The organism is Exiguobacterium sp. UBA6309 (assembly GCF_002439205.1).
Taxonomy (GTDB): Bacteria; Bacillota; Bacilli; order Exiguobacteriales; family Exiguobacteriaceae; genus Exiguobacterium_A.
The window spans coordinates 58,117-74,507 of sequence record NZ_DJTL01000005.1 but is presented as its reverse complement, the minus strand read 5'-3'; the positions used below and the strand labels follow the sequence as shown (position 1 = coordinate 74,507).

The 16,391-nt window shown below is 46.4% G+C and carries 17 protein-coding genes; 8 read left to right on the top strand and 9 right to left on the bottom strand.

All coding sequences use genetic code 11. The annotated features are described in order from the left end of the window. The first annotated feature begins 345 nt into the window (after nucleotides 1-345). The gene (locus B3M90_RS00495; RefSeq protein ID WP_214855393.1) at nucleotides 346-1,590 is read left to right on the top strand and encodes an MDR family MFS transporter; all 1,245 of its coding nucleotides are present in this window, start codon (nucleotides 346-348) and stop codon (nucleotides 1,588-1,590) included. 56 nt (nucleotides 1,591-1,646) lie between these two features. Here the strand turns inward: B3M90_RS00495 and B3M90_RS00490 are convergent, their stop codons facing one another. Beyond that, nucleotides 1,647-2,444: a hypothetical protein gene (locus B3M90_RS00490; protein ID WP_214855391.1), complete on the bottom strand. Its 798-nt coding sequence runs from the start codon at nucleotides 2,442-2,444 to the stop codon at nucleotides 1,647-1,649. 140 nt (nucleotides 2,445-2,584) lie between these two features. Here B3M90_RS00490 and B3M90_RS00485 point away from each other — a divergent pair, with 140 nt between their 5' ends. The 3 genes from B3M90_RS00485 (at nucleotide 2,585) to B3M90_RS00475 (ending at nucleotide 5,462) form a co-directional block, all read left to right on the top strand. Beyond that, a complete protein-coding gene (locus B3M90_RS00485; RefSeq protein ID WP_290782078.1) occupies nucleotides 2,585-3,025 on the top strand; it encodes an RrF2 family transcriptional regulator in 441 nt (146 codons plus the stop codon). Between the two features lie 92 nt (nucleotides 3,026-3,117). Next, nucleotides 3,118-4,131 (top strand): hypothetical protein, encoded by a 1,014-nt coding sequence (locus B3M90_RS00480; protein WP_290782076.1) that lies wholly within the window; start codon nucleotides 3,118-3,120, stop codon nucleotides 4,129-4,131. A 26-nt stretch (nucleotides 4,132-4,157) separates the two neighbouring features. Further along, nucleotides 4,158-5,462, top strand: coding sequence for an LD-carboxypeptidase (locus B3M90_RS00475; RefSeq protein ID WP_214855386.1), 1,305 nt, complete (start codon nucleotides 4,158-4,160; stop codon nucleotides 5,460-5,462). A 43-nt stretch (nucleotides 5,463-5,505) separates the two neighbouring features. Here the strand turns inward: B3M90_RS00475 and B3M90_RS00470 are convergent, their stop codons facing one another. Further along, on the bottom strand, nucleotides 5,506-5,829 hold the full coding sequence (locus B3M90_RS00470; protein WP_023467783.1) for a hypothetical protein: 324 nt from the start codon (nucleotides 5,827-5,829) through the stop codon (nucleotides 5,506-5,508). A 91-nt stretch (nucleotides 5,830-5,920) separates the two neighbouring features. Here B3M90_RS00470 and B3M90_RS00465 point away from each other — a divergent pair, with 91 nt between their 5' ends. Beyond that, nucleotides 5,921-6,346, top strand: a complete 426-nt coding sequence (locus B3M90_RS00465) for a DUF2621 family protein (RefSeq protein WP_290782073.1) — start codon at nucleotides 5,921-5,923, stop codon at nucleotides 6,344-6,346. A gap of 42 nt (nucleotides 6,347-6,388) precedes the next feature. Here B3M90_RS00465 and B3M90_RS00460 read toward each other — a convergent pair whose 3' ends face one another. Next, nucleotides 6,389-6,868 carry a CcdC family protein gene (locus B3M90_RS00460; RefSeq protein WP_214855384.1) on the bottom strand — a complete coding sequence of 160 codons (480 nt, stop codon included), beginning with the start codon at nucleotides 6,866-6,868 and terminating at the stop codon, nucleotides 6,389-6,391. Nucleotides 6,869-6,884: 16 nt separating this feature from the next. Next, nucleotides 6,885-7,583, bottom strand: a complete 699-nt coding sequence (locus tag B3M90_RS00455) for a cytochrome c biogenesis CcdA family protein (RefSeq protein ID WP_035408688.1) — start codon at nucleotides 7,581-7,583, stop codon at nucleotides 6,885-6,887. Between the two features lie 220 nt (nucleotides 7,584-7,803). Between B3M90_RS00455 and B3M90_RS00450 the strand changes: the two genes are divergently transcribed. The 3 genes from B3M90_RS00450 to B3M90_RS00440 all read left to right on the top strand — a co-directional run bounded on the left by B3M90_RS00450 (nucleotide 7,804) and on the right by B3M90_RS00440 (nucleotide 9,698). Beyond that, nucleotides 7,804-7,998: an aspartyl-phosphate phosphatase Spo0E family protein gene (locus B3M90_RS00450; protein WP_290755531.1), complete on the top strand. Its 195-nt coding sequence runs from the start codon at nucleotides 7,804-7,806 to the stop codon at nucleotides 7,996-7,998. Between the two features lie 73 nt (nucleotides 7,999-8,071). Continuing rightward, nucleotides 8,072-8,491, top strand: coding sequence for a hypothetical protein (locus B3M90_RS00445; protein WP_290782071.1), 420 nt, complete (start codon nucleotides 8,072-8,074; stop codon nucleotides 8,489-8,491). A 304-nt stretch (nucleotides 8,492-8,795) separates the two neighbouring features. Beyond that, nucleotides 8,796-9,698 carry an SH3 domain-containing protein gene (locus B3M90_RS00440; RefSeq protein ID WP_290782069.1) on the top strand — a complete coding sequence of 301 codons (903 nt, stop codon included), beginning with the start codon at nucleotides 8,796-8,798 and terminating at the stop codon, nucleotides 9,696-9,698. A gap of 59 nt (nucleotides 9,699-9,757) precedes the next feature. Here the strand turns inward: B3M90_RS00440 and B3M90_RS00435 are convergent, their stop codons facing one another. The 5 genes from B3M90_RS00435 to B3M90_RS00415 form a co-directional block, all read right to left on the bottom strand. Continuing rightward, on the bottom strand, nucleotides 9,758-11,521 hold the full coding sequence (locus B3M90_RS00435) for an ABC transporter ATP-binding protein (RefSeq protein ID WP_290755528.1): 1,764 nt from the start codon (nucleotides 11,519-11,521) through the stop codon (nucleotides 9,758-9,760). Then, complete coding sequence (locus B3M90_RS00430) at nucleotides 11,518-13,269, bottom strand: ABC transporter transmembrane domain-containing protein (RefSeq protein ID WP_290782066.1); 1,752 nt, start codon at nucleotides 13,267-13,269, stop codon at nucleotides 11,518-11,520. The genes B3M90_RS00435 and B3M90_RS00430 overlap by 4 nt, the downstream gene beginning before the upstream one ends. 120 nt (nucleotides 13,270-13,389) lie before the next feature. Then, nucleotides 13,390-13,620, bottom strand: a complete 231-nt coding sequence (locus B3M90_RS00425) for a YneF family protein (protein ID WP_012370001.1) — start codon at nucleotides 13,618-13,620, stop codon at nucleotides 13,390-13,392. A 123-nt stretch (nucleotides 13,621-13,743) separates the two neighbouring features. After that, complete coding sequence (tkt, locus tag B3M90_RS00420) at nucleotides 13,744-15,714, bottom strand: transketolase (protein ID WP_290782063.1); 1,971 nt, start codon at nucleotides 15,712-15,714, stop codon at nucleotides 13,744-13,746. Nucleotides 15,715-16,054: 340 nt separating this feature from the next. Continuing rightward, complete coding sequence (locus tag B3M90_RS00415; RefSeq protein WP_290782061.1) at nucleotides 16,055-16,291, bottom strand: DUF896 domain-containing protein; 237 nt, start codon at nucleotides 16,289-16,291, stop codon at nucleotides 16,055-16,057. Nucleotides 16,292-16,391 lie beyond the last annotated feature (100 nt).

The window sequence follows — 16,391 nt, the reverse complement described above, 5'->3', positions numbered from 1 at the left end:
AGTCTATCATACCGAATTTTCAAGGTCTCGTCCATTTCACTTCATTGACTTAATTTTCAGATTTAAAGTTGACAATTCATCACGATCTTCTTTACTATGACTAGGAAGTTCACTATTACAGAAGGAGGAGACGTACAATGGTATTCCATCAAGCCCGGACATCTGTCCACACTGTCTTTGTATCGGCTACAACTGTACGTCACCCAATCGTTTAATTTTTAATTAAGCAGGGTGTGCGTATGCGTATACGTACATGCTGCCCTCTTATATTTGGACGGGTATGCCCATATTTGTGCGTATCCGTCTTTTCTATTGTCTAAAAACGGAATATAAGGGGTTTTCACTATGTTTAATGCACTCAAACAGCTTGATCGCAACATCTGGATCCGGTTCGTCGGGGAAACGATCACCGGGATCATGATGTTCATGATTGCACCATTTTTAGTTCTCTATTACGCGGATCGACTCGATTCCTACTTCCTAGTCGGCGTCATCATGGCGACTGGACCGATCATGTCACTCGTCGGCGCCGTTCTCGGTGGCCACTTCGCTGATAAATTCGGTCGAAAACCACTGATGGTTCTCTCGATCATCGGTGACGTCATCGCGCTAATCGGTTTCTCGTTCGCCGATTCATTCGGACCGCTGCTCGCTTTGAACGCGTTGCTCGGTTTATCGAGTTCACTGTTCCATCCGGCAGCAAGCGCGATGGTCGCTGACGTCACACCACCAGAACGCCTGAATGAATCGTTCGGTCTGCTTCGGATGGGACATAATGTCGGCGCAGCGTTCGGACCACTTCTCGGAAGTGCTGTCCTGTTCGTCGATCGTTCGCTCATCTTCTACTCCGCTGCCTTCGTCTTTTTCCTATATGGACTCGTTCTTTACTTCTTCATCGAAGAAACGAAACCGGAGTATATCGAAAAGACAGACGAAGTCAAAGTATCACCGCTCACTGTATTGCGGAAGGATCACGTCTTTTTAATCTTCATCGGTGCGGGTGTCTTCATTTCGATGGGGTTTGCCCTCGTCGAAAGTATGTTACCGGTCTTCTTGAAAGAAGCATTGCCAGGATTACCGACGAAACAAAATCCGTTTCCTTACTTGATGGCACTCAACGGAATCATGGTCGTCTTATTCCAGTTCCCGATTGCTGCTCGCTTGTCAGGGAAGGCATTCGGAAAAGTCATGTTGCTTGGTGCCTCGATCTTCGGAATCGGCATGATTTTCCTCGCATTCTTGCCGTCTTACCTGTTCTCACTCGGAACGAGTTATGTCGTGCTCGTGACAGTATTGCTTGCGATTTATGCGTTCTATACGCTCGGTGAGATGATCATGTCCCCTGTGCAGATGACATTCATTGCCTTAATCGCCCCGGAACATCTCCGCGGAACGTACAACGGTGCTGCGAGTCTTCAGTGGTTGATCGGTGGCGTCACCGCCCCACTTCTCGGATCGTTATTCCTTGATTCCGGAAAAGGTGATTTTGCGCTTGGATTCGTCGGACTGCTCTGCTGTGTATCAGGTGGGGTCTATCTCGCACTCGATCGTTCGATTCAACGCGCGAAACGCTTAACGAAATCAGCTTAAAAAAGCGATGTGTCATGCTCCGACTTTTGTCAGAGCGTTACACATCGCTTTTCTCGTTAAGATGGTAATTGATTTGCCGCTACGAACGGACCGAACAGGACCGGTAGCGGATCGAGTCGTTGCTGGATGTCTGCAATGAAGTTCGTCGATCCACTGACGAAGACGATCGGATCATTCGCTGTGATCATCGTCAGGAATTCCTGCATCTGCTGTTCCCATCCTTCTTGACGAATGTGGTGGACGATCATGCCTTTCGTTGTCAAGGAGAGGACATTTGCTAACATTCGTTCTGCCAGTTCTTCAGCTGAGACATGTAATAAGGTCGTTTTCCGACCGCTTAAGAGAGCATGCCTTGCTTCATCAATGACGGCTCCTAGATGATGTTCTTCTGCGATCAATAAGATATCTTGTTGCCGCCAATTTTCAGCACGGCGGTATTTACAAAAATGCCGACACGTATCGACAAGTTGATGATGGACGATGGACCATGCTTGAAGCAAAAGAGCATCTTCCTCAAGTGCATATTCAATCTGAACGGCTTTTAAAATTTCATGACTGATGATGTCCGGGTACGTCAGCAGAAACGATTTCGTCTGATTGATTTCGTTCAATAAAATCAATTTGAACAGTTCACTCGATTCATGCTGATTGGTAATTTGGTTCAGTAATTGACTTAGGCGTAAAATCCGCAGTGCCCGAGTTCCTTCCTGAGCCCCCGCTTCTCGAAGCGCGCGCAATTCTTCTTCGTACGTCGCCTCAAGCGAGTCATAGAAGCGCGTCGCAATCCGCAATCCCTTTTGCTCCATCGATGGACCGAGCTGCTGCAAGAGATGTAATGCCTGATCGAAATGCATAATTTAACCTACCTTTCACCGTCCATTATGCGTGAATCCATCCGCAAAAACAATCTACAAAATGCATCTTATTTTTTGCACATTGAGAGTTGCTAATGCTTGTGTCTCCCCCTATATTATGTGTTAAGTAGGTGATGAAAATGCGCATGACACGTTATACGGATTATGCGATTCGGTCCCTGCTGTTCGCAGCAGCCCATCCCGATCGTTTAGTCCGAATCCAGGAACTAGCGGATTGTTACGACATTTCTAAAAATCATTTAATGAAAGTAGTCTATCGCTTGGGACAGAGTGGTCTGATTGATTCTGTCCGTGGTCGTGGAGGGGGGTTCCGTTTAGCAGGTCCTCCGGATGCAATTCATATAGGTGACGTCGTACAACTCTTTGAACCAACCGTTCATTTTCTCGATCCGCAAGAAGGTATTTGTGAAGTTCCTTCGCTCGATCCGGCACGTGATGCTTTCGATGATGCCATTGCGGCGTTCCATCAAGTACTCAACAGTTATACAGTACACGATTTGCTACATCCGACAGCTAATACTCATCCCCAAATACTTGAAATGATTCCGAACCGCGATTGAGCCGGTTCGGAATCTTTTTTTATTGCGTCCTCGCTCAATTGCGATTTCTCAAAACGCTCGTGGTATACTTATATAAGAAAGGAGGGGTACAGATGAACCCTCAAGAAGAACTCCATCTTTTATATCTTCGCTTAAAGGAAGAAGAACCCTCCGTTACACGCGGTGAGGCCTTATGGGCCATCTTTGAGGAAACAGCTGATGATTCACTCCTCTTCCTCTCCTTATGGACGTTTTCACAAAATCAATTTGATCTAGGACACTTCCGATCATTTCTCGTGTCCTTCACGCTCTTGATGGAATGGATCCGAAAAGACGAGATGACACTGACTCCAAAACAAGAACTTGATTTGTACTGGAACTATAAGTCCTACTTGATCTATATGGCAGAACAAGAAGACGTGACGGTATCGCTTCTCGAAGAAGATCTTGACCGATTCATCGATTTTTGTGACGCGCATGGATTCGCGCGCACACGCGACTATATTAGCTTCATGGTTTACAGCAAGCTCGGTGACGAGGAGCAAGCCGATCACTATTTATCGGAATGGGTCGACGCACCAAGCGACGAACTCAGTGATTGCCCATCCTGTGAAGCCTTCAGCCGGATGACGTATGCAATCGAACGTGGATTCGAAGATCGCGCCTTACTTCTTTATGCGGCACTGCGACATGAACGCGGTTGTTCACGGATGCCAGATCAGGCTCATCCATACATCCTGCCATTATTCCTTAGTCGCAAAAAAGAACGTTTTGATTGGAGCGAACGCTTGATTGAAGAAGTCAAACGTGGCGAAACACTCTTTACCGGTGGCGATGAGCCCTATCATTTATATGCGAAGATGTATTACGACACAAACTATACCTGGTTGATGGAAGAGAAAAAACAATTGATTCCATTCTTAACCGATCGTGGATATCTCCAGTTCCTACTCGCTCACTATGCATTTGCCCATCGACAATCCCTTGGTGAGGAAGCGTCGTATCTCGCAGCGCTCCGGACGAACTTATATGAAATCGCTCAATCTCTTGATCGTCGGATCGAAGGTGTCTTCTACTTGAATCTCGTTGAGCGTGAACTGAAACGGATCACCCAGTTCGTTGCTTAAATCTCATTCGTAAAGGAAGTGTCTTCATGTTAGATCATGTCCAACTCGCTATGCCGAAAAATGAAGAAGATCGCGCCCGTGCATTTTATGCCGGGCTTTTACATATGAAGGAAGTCGATAAACCTGCTGGTGTTCAAAAAAGTGGTGGTGTTTGGTTCAAAGACCACGGTACAGCGCTTCACCTCGGCATCGAGGAGCCATTCTCTCCTGCCAAAAAAGCGCATCCCGGATTGACCGTCGCTACATTTGAAGAATTGAGTGATCGCTTGCAAGACGCCGGTTATCCCGTTGAGCATGATACACGACTTGCTCCGCGCCGTCGTTTCTTTACAACGGACCCATTCGGTAACCGATTGGAAATCATTTCCGCTCATCTTCCGACCTTAACGCCGAAGAAGCTGACAGATGGTTCTCATGTCCGTTTAGTCGCCCCCGCTTCGAGCCTCTCGACAGTCGAGCTGAAGATCATTGACGGTGCAATCGAGACACTCGAATCATTCGGATTACGCGTCTCAATCAGTCAACATGCGCGTGCTGTCAATCCGTTCGGCTCCAGTGATCCCGAGTTACGCGTTGCAGATCTCCACGCCGCGTTCGCTGATCCGAACGTCGATGCGATCCTTTGCGTTCGCGGTGGGTTCAGTACGAATGAACTCGTCGATTTACTCGATTATGAACTGATTCGGACGCATCCGAAGATTCTTTGTGGCTTCTCTGATATCACGGCGCTCAGTCACGCCATTTTGACGAATACAGGTTTAGTGACATACTCTGGACCAATGTTACGGGCTTTCCGTGATCGTGACGCCTATACGATTGATTATTTCAAACAAGTCTTATTCGCAACGGACCCGGTTACAATCAAGCCGTCGATTCATTGGCGGGATTCGGATCGCGGACATGTCATCACGTTACCGAACAAAGGACCGATACTCTTATCTCCGGGACAAGCGAGCGGTCGTCTGATCGGTGGAAATCTTTGCACCTTGAACCTCCTTCAAGGCACGTCGCACTTCCCTGATTTGCGGGATACCATCTTGTTCCTTGAAGACGATTACGAAGTCCACCCAGCGACGTTCGCCCGTGATTTCGCCTCTTTGATGGCGCAACCAGGCGCGGAGACAATTCGTGGGCTCGTCTTCGGACGGTTCCAACTCGCGACGAAGATGACGGAAGAACATCTGCGCTACTTGATTTCACTTTACCCATCACTAAAACAGATTCCGGTCCTTGCGAATGTCGATTTTGGACATACGAGTCCTTTGTTTACGTTCCCGATCGGTGGACAGGTTGACCTTCATGACGAGGTCATCCGACTTCATATTTCTTAAATATCAAAAGAAGGAGACGCGGCAATCCGCATCTCCTTCTTTTTTAATAGTCGAGCAATCTCGAAGCGTCGATTTGACGTTTCGACCCATCCGCGAACATCTCGAGTGTCGCAAAAATCTGGTCATTTGCCCATTCATAGTGAAGTAATGTGAAGTCTTCGAGTGTCGAGACCGTCTTGAACGTTTTCCCGACCGTAAACGCACGCTTCCGGCTCGCATCTTCTGCCGGAACGGTGACGAAGATGACTGTAATCTCCTCACCCTTTGTATCATAATAGAATTCAACGATCCGACCGTCCGCTGTTTCAGGTAAGACACCTTTACGGGGCTGTCCGGTCTCGTCCAATTGTACATATGGTTGCAGCATTTTTTCGCCTCACTTTCTCCGTCATTCATCATAGCACGTCCACCTGATTTATGCTAATCTATATTTGATGTGAAAGGGGGATGAGTCGCGCATGGAATGGTTCATGAACGGGATTCTGCTCTGGGGCTTTATCATGATTACACTCATGGCAATCGGCGGGTTTTTCATGTTCCGGAAGTTCCTCAAGAAGTTGCCGAAAGAAGACGGTAAATCGATGATGGACTGGGAAGATGAGTACATCGACAAGACACGACACCTTTGGACGGATGAGACGATGGAGTTATTGAACGCTCTCGTCATGCCGGTCCCATCGGCATTTCGTGATGTCGCACGCCGCAAGATTGCCGGGCGGATCGGACAGTTCGCACTCGAGGAACAGGCGACAGAGATGACATCTGAACTGGTCGTCAAAGGGTATATTTCTGCGACGCCGAAACGCGATCATAAATTCTTGAAAAAAGCTTTGACGGAGCACGCCATCGACTGGCGAGACTACGCATTATACTTCCAAAATTGAAGGATGCACGAAAAAACCGCCGAAGTCACCTTCAGCGGTTTTTTATTGGGGTAAATGTGCTACAGACACGGTGCCCGATTTCACCTTTTTGAATTTGAGATACATCGCGAAGCGCCACGGGGCAATCATACCGAAGGCGACGAGATAAAAGATCCCACCCGTCTCGAAGATGTCGATTTGCCCTCCGATAAAGAATTTCGCAATCGTCCGAATGAATAAGATGCCGAATAAGACGATGAAAAACGCTTTCGAACGTTGCAGATAAATCTGCCCTTCCGCTTCATAAAAATTGGATGTCTTGATCAAAAAGATACTGAAGATGGCTCCAATGAGCAACGCTTCTGCTACCTCCGTCCATGTCAGACGGGAAGCTGGGTATAAAAACTGTAGCATTCCCGTTGACATCGCAAACGGTGGGATCAAGATTTTTTTAGCGTTCGTCGGTTTTGCTGATGCCTTCACGCGAATAAAGCTGATCAGCAAACCCATGACGAGCGCTACCCCAGTTGATATCCAAATCATCCGATCACTTCCTTGATTAAAATCCTGTGAATCCGACGATGTCACTCATCCATGCCGCGAATTTACTGAGACCGTCAAAATACAGCATGACACCGAAGACCATCATCAAAGCTCCACCGAATTTCGTTAATTTCAGACTATACTGCACGAACAGACGCGAACGACCTACGAAAAATGCCATTAATAAGAAAGGAATCGAGAACCCAAGGACGTACGCGAGCATGTAGAACATACCTTGGCTCGGATTGGTCGCAGCTAATCCGATGACTCCTGCGAGAATCGGACCTGTACACGGTGTCCAACCAGCCGCAAAACCGATTCCGACGAGTACCGTTCCGACGTATCCCCCTTTTCGTTCCCCAAGATTCAGTTTCTTTTCACGCATCAAGAATGTCGGTTGCCATAACCCGACGAGAACGACACCGAACACGAAGATGACGAGTGCCCCGACCATCCGTAACGTATCCCGATATGTGATAAAGACATCTGCGAACAAGGATGTCGAGAGTCCGAGCACAGCGAAGACCATCGCAAATCCAACGAGGAAAGCTAACGTGTGAAACAGGGATCGCCTTTCCCGTACCCCTCGTTCCTTCAAATCCGTGACCGACACTCCTGTAATATAGGAGAGAAATACAGGATACAGCGGCAACGTACACGGAGAGACGAATGATAACAAACCGGCTCCGAACGCTAACCACAATGAGAGCTCCATATGAGCATCCCCTTTCTTTACTACTATAGAAGAAGTTCCTTCTCTATTTTGCCAAACTCCTCTGCATTTAGCACCTATTATCTCATAGAAAGTTGCAAAAGATTCGTGTCCGCCAAAATTACAAAAAAATTACATTTCGTCAATTTTACTGAAATCTCGTTGCACCTAGTAAATGGACTTGCTAGAATATGGATACGACACCAATGTAAGGGAGACCGCTATGACGACACAACAACTATTGACGTTAGCCATTGAAGCCAAACGTAGCGAATTATATCATCAAGCTGACCAGTCCAGCATCACCTCCCCGCGTGTTTTGCAACTTAGCCATGAACTCGACGTCCTACTTTTAGAATATTCACGGACGGTCCAAAACTATACCATTCACGGTTCAAACGAACCGCTCTTATCCTAATGCACGATCCAGTCAGCATTCGAGTGCGAATGCTGACTTTTTTATGACTTCTTATTTCTGATGGAGGTGCTTTATGTCTGCTCTTATGTTCTTAGCTAGTTCCCGTCCCTTTTATGTACCCGACGATCTTCCTCGATTATACGTAGATGAAGTCGAACCGCTTGAATATGTCTCATTGAAGCAAGGACGATTCACGATGTCTTACCTTTATACGATTGATGATGCTGATCAATGGGAGTTCATGATTTACTTAGAGCGTTATATGGAAGAAGGAGATGTCCTCGAATTACTCTACATTGAAAATCAAAATGACAGCATGCATGACCATCTACCGTCCGCTCCACTAGTAGAGCCGATTGACATCAATATTCAACAACGAACGTACCAAACGATTCACGGCACGTTTCAGCTTTCCGCTAACGATTGGATGCAGGAATTGTACCATCGTTCCTTTCTGACAGCGTTTGGTGTGACGACGATCGTCAAGTATTGATCTGCATATCACCTATTTCACTTCTTCATCACTAGACGATAAAAGGATGACATAGTTTCTATATTTAAGTCTTTTTCCGTTTAAATTGTTCGAATATTTCATCAAAAGTAAGTCAAAAGACCTATAAATGTCTATTTTTCATAATTAGTATGTCCTACCGATGACAAAAACTGTTCTTTTGCAATCTTCTTGTCATACAAGCTCAGTTTGTAACTCGAATGACATTGACCTGTAAACGCACAAGTCAGATTTGCCGTGTAAAGTAGGAACAGTAAACACAGCATATGTCAGGAGGACATCAATAATGAAAAAAGCAGTTTTCGCTGCCGGTCTTGCAGCAACAGCTCTATCAGTAGGATTTGCCCAAGAGACAGAGGCTGCCTCAGAAACGGTAACAGTAAATACACCAGTACTCAACGTACGCACAGCACCTACAACTGCATCAGCAGACGTAGGCAATGTATATAAAGGTCAAACATTAAATGTCGAAGGACGTTCTGGCGCATGGATCCAAACACACATTAACGGTCAAAAACGTTATGTCCATGGCGCGTATACGTCTGCAGCAGGCTCATTCGACTTTAAAAAAGCTACAGTTACTACGGCAGTATTAAATGTCCGTACACAACCAACGACAAGCTCGAAAGATGTCGGTAACCTCTACAAAGGTGAAAAAGTCAACGTAGAAGGTAAAGTCGGTGCATGGATCAAAACAACAATCGACGGTAAAACACGCTATGTACACAGTGCATATACAACACTCGGTAGCGTAGCGAAAGCATCAGCAGCTCAACCAGCTGCGAAGCCAGCGGCTCAACCGGCTGCGAAGCCAGCACCAAAAGCAGCAGCTCAACCAGCAACTGCAACAAAACAATCAACACCTGCAAAATCAGGTACAAAAGTGACGATGAACGTCAGTGCTTACACGAACGACCCATCTAACAATGGTAGCCAACTCTACAATGGTCGTGCGTTGACAGCAAGCGGTTATGACGTTACAAATACGATCACGTACAATGGTATGCGTATCGTAGCAGCTTCTTCGCAATATCCAATCGGTACACGTATGCACATCGAAGGCATTGGTGAAGCAATCGTACTCGACCGTGGTGGCGCAATCCAAGGTAACCGTCTTGATCTTCTCGTTGGTTCACAACAAGAAGCACTCAACTGGGGTCGCCAAAACGTCACAGTTACAGTCTACTAATCAAAATAAACAACCTGCCGGGCGAGATCGCCTGGCAGGCTTTTTTTATAGCTATTTTTTTAAGAGACCGTTACATGACCAGATTGCAGTTGATACATCTTCTTATACAGTCCATCTTGCGCGATCAATTCTTGATGGTTACCTTGCTCGATCACTTCCCCTTGATGCAATACAAGAATCAAATCAGCATCTTGAATCGTTGATAATCGGTGGGCAATGGCAATCGTCGTCCGACCCTCGCGCATCCGTTCGAGCGCCACTTGGACTTTTTCTTCCGTTTCCGTATCAATCGAACTTGTCGCTTCATCGAGAATCAGGATTTTCGGATCCCGTGCCATTGTGCGTGCGAAGGAAATCAACTGACGTTCCCCAGCGGAGAACGTCGCCCCCCGTTCCGCAACGGGACTGTCATATTGCTGATCGAGTTGATTGATGAATCCGTCGGCTTGTACGAATTTAGCAGCCGCTTCGACACGATCAAAGGAAATCGAACTATCGAATAATCGAATGTTATCCGCGACCGTTCCCGTGAACAAGAATGAATCCTGCAGGACGAGTCCGACATGCTGTCGTAGTTCTTCTTCTGATAACTGCTCGAGCGGTTGACCATCGATCAAGATCCGACCCGATTGGTACGCGTAAAAACGCATCAAGATATTGATGATTGAACTTTTTCCACTTCCCGTATGACCAACGAGCGCAATCGTCTGTCCTTTTTTCGCCTCGAATGAAATTCCTTTCAAGACATCCTTCTCTCCGTCATAACTAAAGCGCACGTCTTCAAAGACGATATGTCCTTCCGACACTCGTGCATCCCCTTCAAGTTGTTTCGTTGGTTCTGGCTCATCCGTATCGAGGACCTTGAATACACGGTCTGCTGAGACGACAGCTTGCTGGAACTCGGACAACCGTTGCATGATTTGCTGAACCGGTTGGAAAATTCGCTCCATGTAGCTGATGAAGGCATAGACGACACCGACTTGGACCGTTTGTGAGAACGATAAGACACCGAAATACGTCACGAGTGTCGCAATTGAAATGGCGAGTAACAATTCGATGATGGGTCGCAGTAACCAACTATCGAGCTTCAAGTTCTTATAACGTCCATTCTGGTGGGCGACGTTCGTCTCCTCGAACTCTGCCATCAAGCGTTTTTCTTGGCGGAATTGTTGAATGATCGCCATCCCGTTGATCGATTCATTCAGTTGGGCATTGATTTTCGACAGTAAATCGCGGACTTCCGCGTAATACTTCGTCGAATACTTCCGGTAAATCCAAATGATGAAATAAAACAGTGGTAACAACAATAACGCAATCGTCGCGAGTCGCGGTTCTAACAGATAGAGGAAGATATATGTCCCAATCAACTGGACACCGCTTTGCACGAATGTCGATAAGACACCGATGTAAAGTTCTTTAATCGCTTCCGTATCGTTCGTGATCCGGGAGACGAGTACCCCAGCAGGCGTTCGATCAAAATAAGCGAGTCGTAAGTGCATGACGTGTCGGAATACATCGATACGCAAGCGTTGAATGACTTGTAAGGCAATCTTTTGGAACTCAAATGCTTGCAAGTAATCGACGATGATCCCTGTTGTATGCAATAACAAGTACGCCGTAAACAAAAGTGCAACTTCCTTTACCGGATACGTACCCGGTGCGACATATTCATCGATAAAAATCTTGACGAGATACGGTCCCCCGAGTTTTGCCGCTGTCGTAATGAACAGCAGGATGAAAGCGATGCTGACTTGCTTTTTGAACGGTTTGACGAAATCAAGCAATCGTTTCAGGACGGCTTTTTCATTGATATCATGATTCATTCAGAACGCCCTCCTTGTTCAACGAGTGATTCTAGTTGCTGGCGATCGTACGTCTCTTTATACCAACCGTCATGAGCGAGTAATTGCTCATGTGTTCCTCGCTCGATGATCCGACCGTCTTCAAGGACGATGATCTCATCGGTATGCGACACAGCCGATAATCGGTGGGCAACGATGATTTGCGCTTGATCGTGATCCGCCGTACGGAAGTGGTGGATGATCGCTTCTTCGGTTTTCGCATCGACCGCAGACAAGGCATCATCGAGTACTAAAATCGGACAATCCGCTAATAATGCTCGGGCAATCGAGATCCGTTGTTTTTGACCGCCAGATAACGTCACCCCACGCTCCCCGACCATAGTCGCGTACCCTTCCTTAAATCCAAGAATATCCTCATGGACTGCTGCAATACGTGCCGCTTCCATGATGTCTTCCATTGATGCATCCGGTTTTGCAAAGGCGATATTATCGGCAATCGACGCGGAGAATAAGAAATGATCCTGTGGAACGATCGCTACTTGACGACGGACGGTGTCACGCGTCAATTGTTTGATGTCTCGTCCACCAATCGTGATGGCGCCTTGTTTAACGTCATATTCACGCGATAACAAACGAACGAATGTCGATTTCCCGGCACCCGTCTTCCCGACGATTCCGAGCGATTTACCGGGCTTCAACGTCACATCGATCTCTTGAAGGACCGGTTGCGTGTCATAGATGAATCGTTTAATCCCGACATGAAGTTCTGATGATGAGACACTCGTTGCTGCTTCCTTCGCATCTTTAATTTCTGGTTCGATCGCAAGCATCCGTTCGATCCGGTCATAGGAAGCACGACCCCGTTCAACGATGTTGAACAACCAACCGAAGGCGAGCATTGGCCACGTCAATAAACCAAGATATGTAGTGAAGGAAACGATATCACCAATCCGGATTTCGCCTTGTCGTAACAAGTAGGCGCCATAGCCGACCGCGATGATATACGATAGACCGACTAATCCAAAAATCGTCGGATCAAACAGTGCATCAATTTTCGCCACACGACGATTCTTTTGAACGACGTCATCAGACAGATCGGTAAACGTCTGCACGTCGGATTCGACTTCCCCTGTTGCTTTTAAGACACGGATACCACTGATGCTCTCCGCGACCTTATCGTTCAAATCAGAGAACGCTTCTTGCGCGTCATGAAAACGGGAATGTAACATCTTACCGTAGCGTGACGTCAAATAGACCATCAGTGGCATTGGCAAAAGTGACACGAGCGTTAATTTCCAGCTGATCGTCGTGACCATCGTGATGATGACAAAGCTCCCCATCGTCACCGAGTCGACGAGCGTTAGAATGCCGGCCCCCGCTGTCATCGAAACAGCTTGTACGTCGTTCGTCGCATGTGCCATCAAATCTCCACTGCGATATTTCTTATAGAACGATTGATCCAAATCTGAAAAATGACCATACAGTTGACTGCGTAACAATCGCCCGAGGCGAATCGATGCACCGAAAATGTGAAAACGCCAAAAATAACGAATGAAATACGTCGCGACCCCGATGAGTAACAATGTACTAGCTAGACGAATCAAATCATTCTTCGTCAAGCTTCCTTCACTCAGACCATTGACTGTCGTTCCGATGACCTTCGGTGGAATAAGTTCTAACCCTGCCACAAAAATCAAACAGATGACCCCAAGACTATACGCTTTCCATTCTCGTCGGAAAAACCAACCGAGTTTCCTGAAGACTCCCATTCAAGTCTCCCCCCTTTTTTAAATCCTATGATTATTTGAAATAGTCTCACATTTTAGATTAGTTCTCTTTCTAAAAAATAGCAAATAAAAAGGAGACCATTTAGTCCCCTTTCGTACAGCTTATTTTTTAGGTGATTTCATTGAACCACTCATTGAACGCATCACTTGGTTGACTTTCTTTTGTGATGGCTTTTGACCCATTTGCATCATCAATGTCTTAATCATATCTTCGTTGATTGGTGGGTTTTGCTCCAAGTAGTTCATCATGTATCGACGAGCGATATAGAAACCAAGGGCGACACCTGCTACCAAGCAAAGAAGGGCAATTAAAATCCAAATCCATGTAGCCAAGTTGCTTCCTCCTCTAACTTAAAACGTCGCTTTTTACTATACTATAATTCCAATTGTTTGCATAGATGATAATAGATGAAAAACGAGTCCGACGTAAGATCGGACCCGTTTTTCCGGAAATGATTATCCGAGTTGCTTGACAGTCGCTAAAACGTTCTCAACAGACATGCCGTATTCTTTCAAGAGGAAGTCTCCAGGAGCAGATGCGCCGAAACGATCGATTCCGATGACCTGTCCTTCTGTTCCTACATATTTGTACCAACCGAGTGAAGCCCCTGCTTCGATTGCTACACGTTTCGTGATGTGTTTTGGAAGAACCGATTCTTTATACTCTGCTGATTGTGCTTCGAATACTTCCCATGATGGAAGTGAAACGACAGCTGCTGATTCACCAAGTTCTTTTTGTGCTTCGACAAGAAGGTGAACTTCTGAACCAGTACCGAGCAAGAGTGTATCAGCTTTCGTAACGTCACCAGCGATGACATAACCACCTTTTTCAGCACCTTCTGTCGTCGTACCTTCAAGTTCAGGAAGACCTTGACGTGTCAAGACGAGGAGTGTCGGTTTATCTTTTGCTTGAACTGCTGTTTTCCATGCTGCGATCGTCTCTTTTCCGTCTGCTGGACGGTAGATCGTGACGTTCGGCATTGCACGGAAGCTCATCAAGTGTTCGACTGGCTCGTGTGTTGGACCATCTTCACCGACAGCGATCGAGTCGTGCGTCAAGACGAAGATTGATGGAAGTCCCATTAATGCTGCTAAACGAACAGCTGGACGGAGGTAATCCGAGAAGACGAAGAATGTTGCACCGTAAGGGATGACGCCGCCGTGAAGTGCCATACCGTTGACAGCTGCTGCCATTGCGAATTCACGTACACCGAACCAGATATTACGACCGCTTGGGTCGATATCGAAGTCTGCTTCGCCTTTGAGCATCGTGTTGTTTGATCCTGCAAGGTCAGCTGAACCACCGAACAATGTCGGAATGTTCTTCGCGAGAACATTCAAGACTTCACCACTCGTTTGACGTGTCGCTTTTTTCGATGACAAGTCGTACGTCGGAAGGTCTGCTTCCCAGTTGCTTGGCAATTCGTTTGCGATTGCGCGAACGAGTTCAGCATGCAATTCTGGGTGCGCTGCTTCGTATTGTTTCATCGTCTCGTTCCATGCGTCTTCTGCAGAAGCACCACGTTGGACGACCCGCTCGTCAAACAATGATTTGACTTCTTCAGGAACGTAGAACTCTTCGTGATCCCAAATGTAGCTTGCTTTCGTCAACTTGATTTCTGCTTCACCAAGTGGTGCACCGTGAGAAGCCGACTTCCCTGATTTGTTCGGTGAACCGAAACCGATGACTGTTTTGACTTCAATCAATGTCGGTTTTGTCGTCTCTGCTTGTGCCGCCGCGATTGCTTTCGAAATCGAATCGATATCCGTTCCGTCTTCTACGCGAATGACTTGCCAGTTGTACGCTTCGAAGCGTTTCTGGACGTTTTCAGAGAATGATTTATCGAGATCGCCATCAAGTGAAATATCGTTTGAATCGTACAATACGACCAATTTACCAAGACCAAGGTGACCTGCGAGTGAAGCCGCTTCAGCTGAGACACCTTCCATTAAGTCTCCATCTCCACAAATTCCGTATGTGAAGTGATCGACGACGTTGAGATCGTCACGGTTGTATTTTGCTTCAAGATGACGTTCTGCCATCGCCATACCAACTGCCATCGCGATCCCTTGACCAAGTGGACCCGTTGTCGCATCTACACCAGCCGTGTGACGGTATTCCGGGTGACCTGGTGTTTTTGATCCCCATTGACGGAATGATTTAAGATCATCCATCGATAGATCGTATCCCGATAGGTGGAGGAGTGAGTAGAGAAGCATCGAACCGTGTCCGGCTGAAAGTACAAAACGGTCGCGGTTGAACCATTCTGGATTTTTAGGGTTGTGGTTCATATGATCCGCCCAAAGCGAGAATGCCATCGGCGCTGCTCCCATTGGCATACCTGGGTGACCCGAGTTCGCCTTTTGTACGGCATCAATCGATAAGGTACGAATCGTATTAATTGCTAATTGTTCTACTGTCGTCATGTTCGTCAAAACAATCATCCTCTCTCTTTTTCACAAATTCCTACTCATTTTAGCATACTCTTAAATGTGATACAACTTTTCTAAATAGTATGTCACATTAAAATGAATGCGCTATCTATAGCCGTTCTATCGACTCATACAGGATGCATGAATCCATGAAAGATCGCTATTAAGATGTATTGCTATCGTACAATGTTTCCTCACCTACTCACTCTAAACAAAAAAGATACTCGCTCTAAACAAAAAAGATACTCGCTCTAAACAAAAAAGATACTCGCTCTAAACAAAAAAGAGGTCCGCTTGACGCGAGACCTCTTTTTTCTATAAAAGAAACGAACGATTATTGTTTATTCCGTTCTTCTTCTTGTGCTTGTTTCAATTTCTCAGGTGTTACGTCCGTTCCCTCTTCATCGACGATTTTCATGCCCATGAGTTGGTTTTTGAACGATCCACGGAATGCTGCGAGATACGCTGCACGTAATTCTTTTTGCTCTGCCGTTTCCGCTTCCGATAACGGCTCAACTTTTGATTTATTCGCTAATGAATTGATTCGATCTAATTGTTCTTGTGATAACATGGAATCCCTCTTTCTTTATGACTCAAACTTGAGTTGTTCAATTGTATTCTTACTGTAAAAGAGCTTATAAAAAAAAGCAAGTTAACCGCGTCAGTCGACG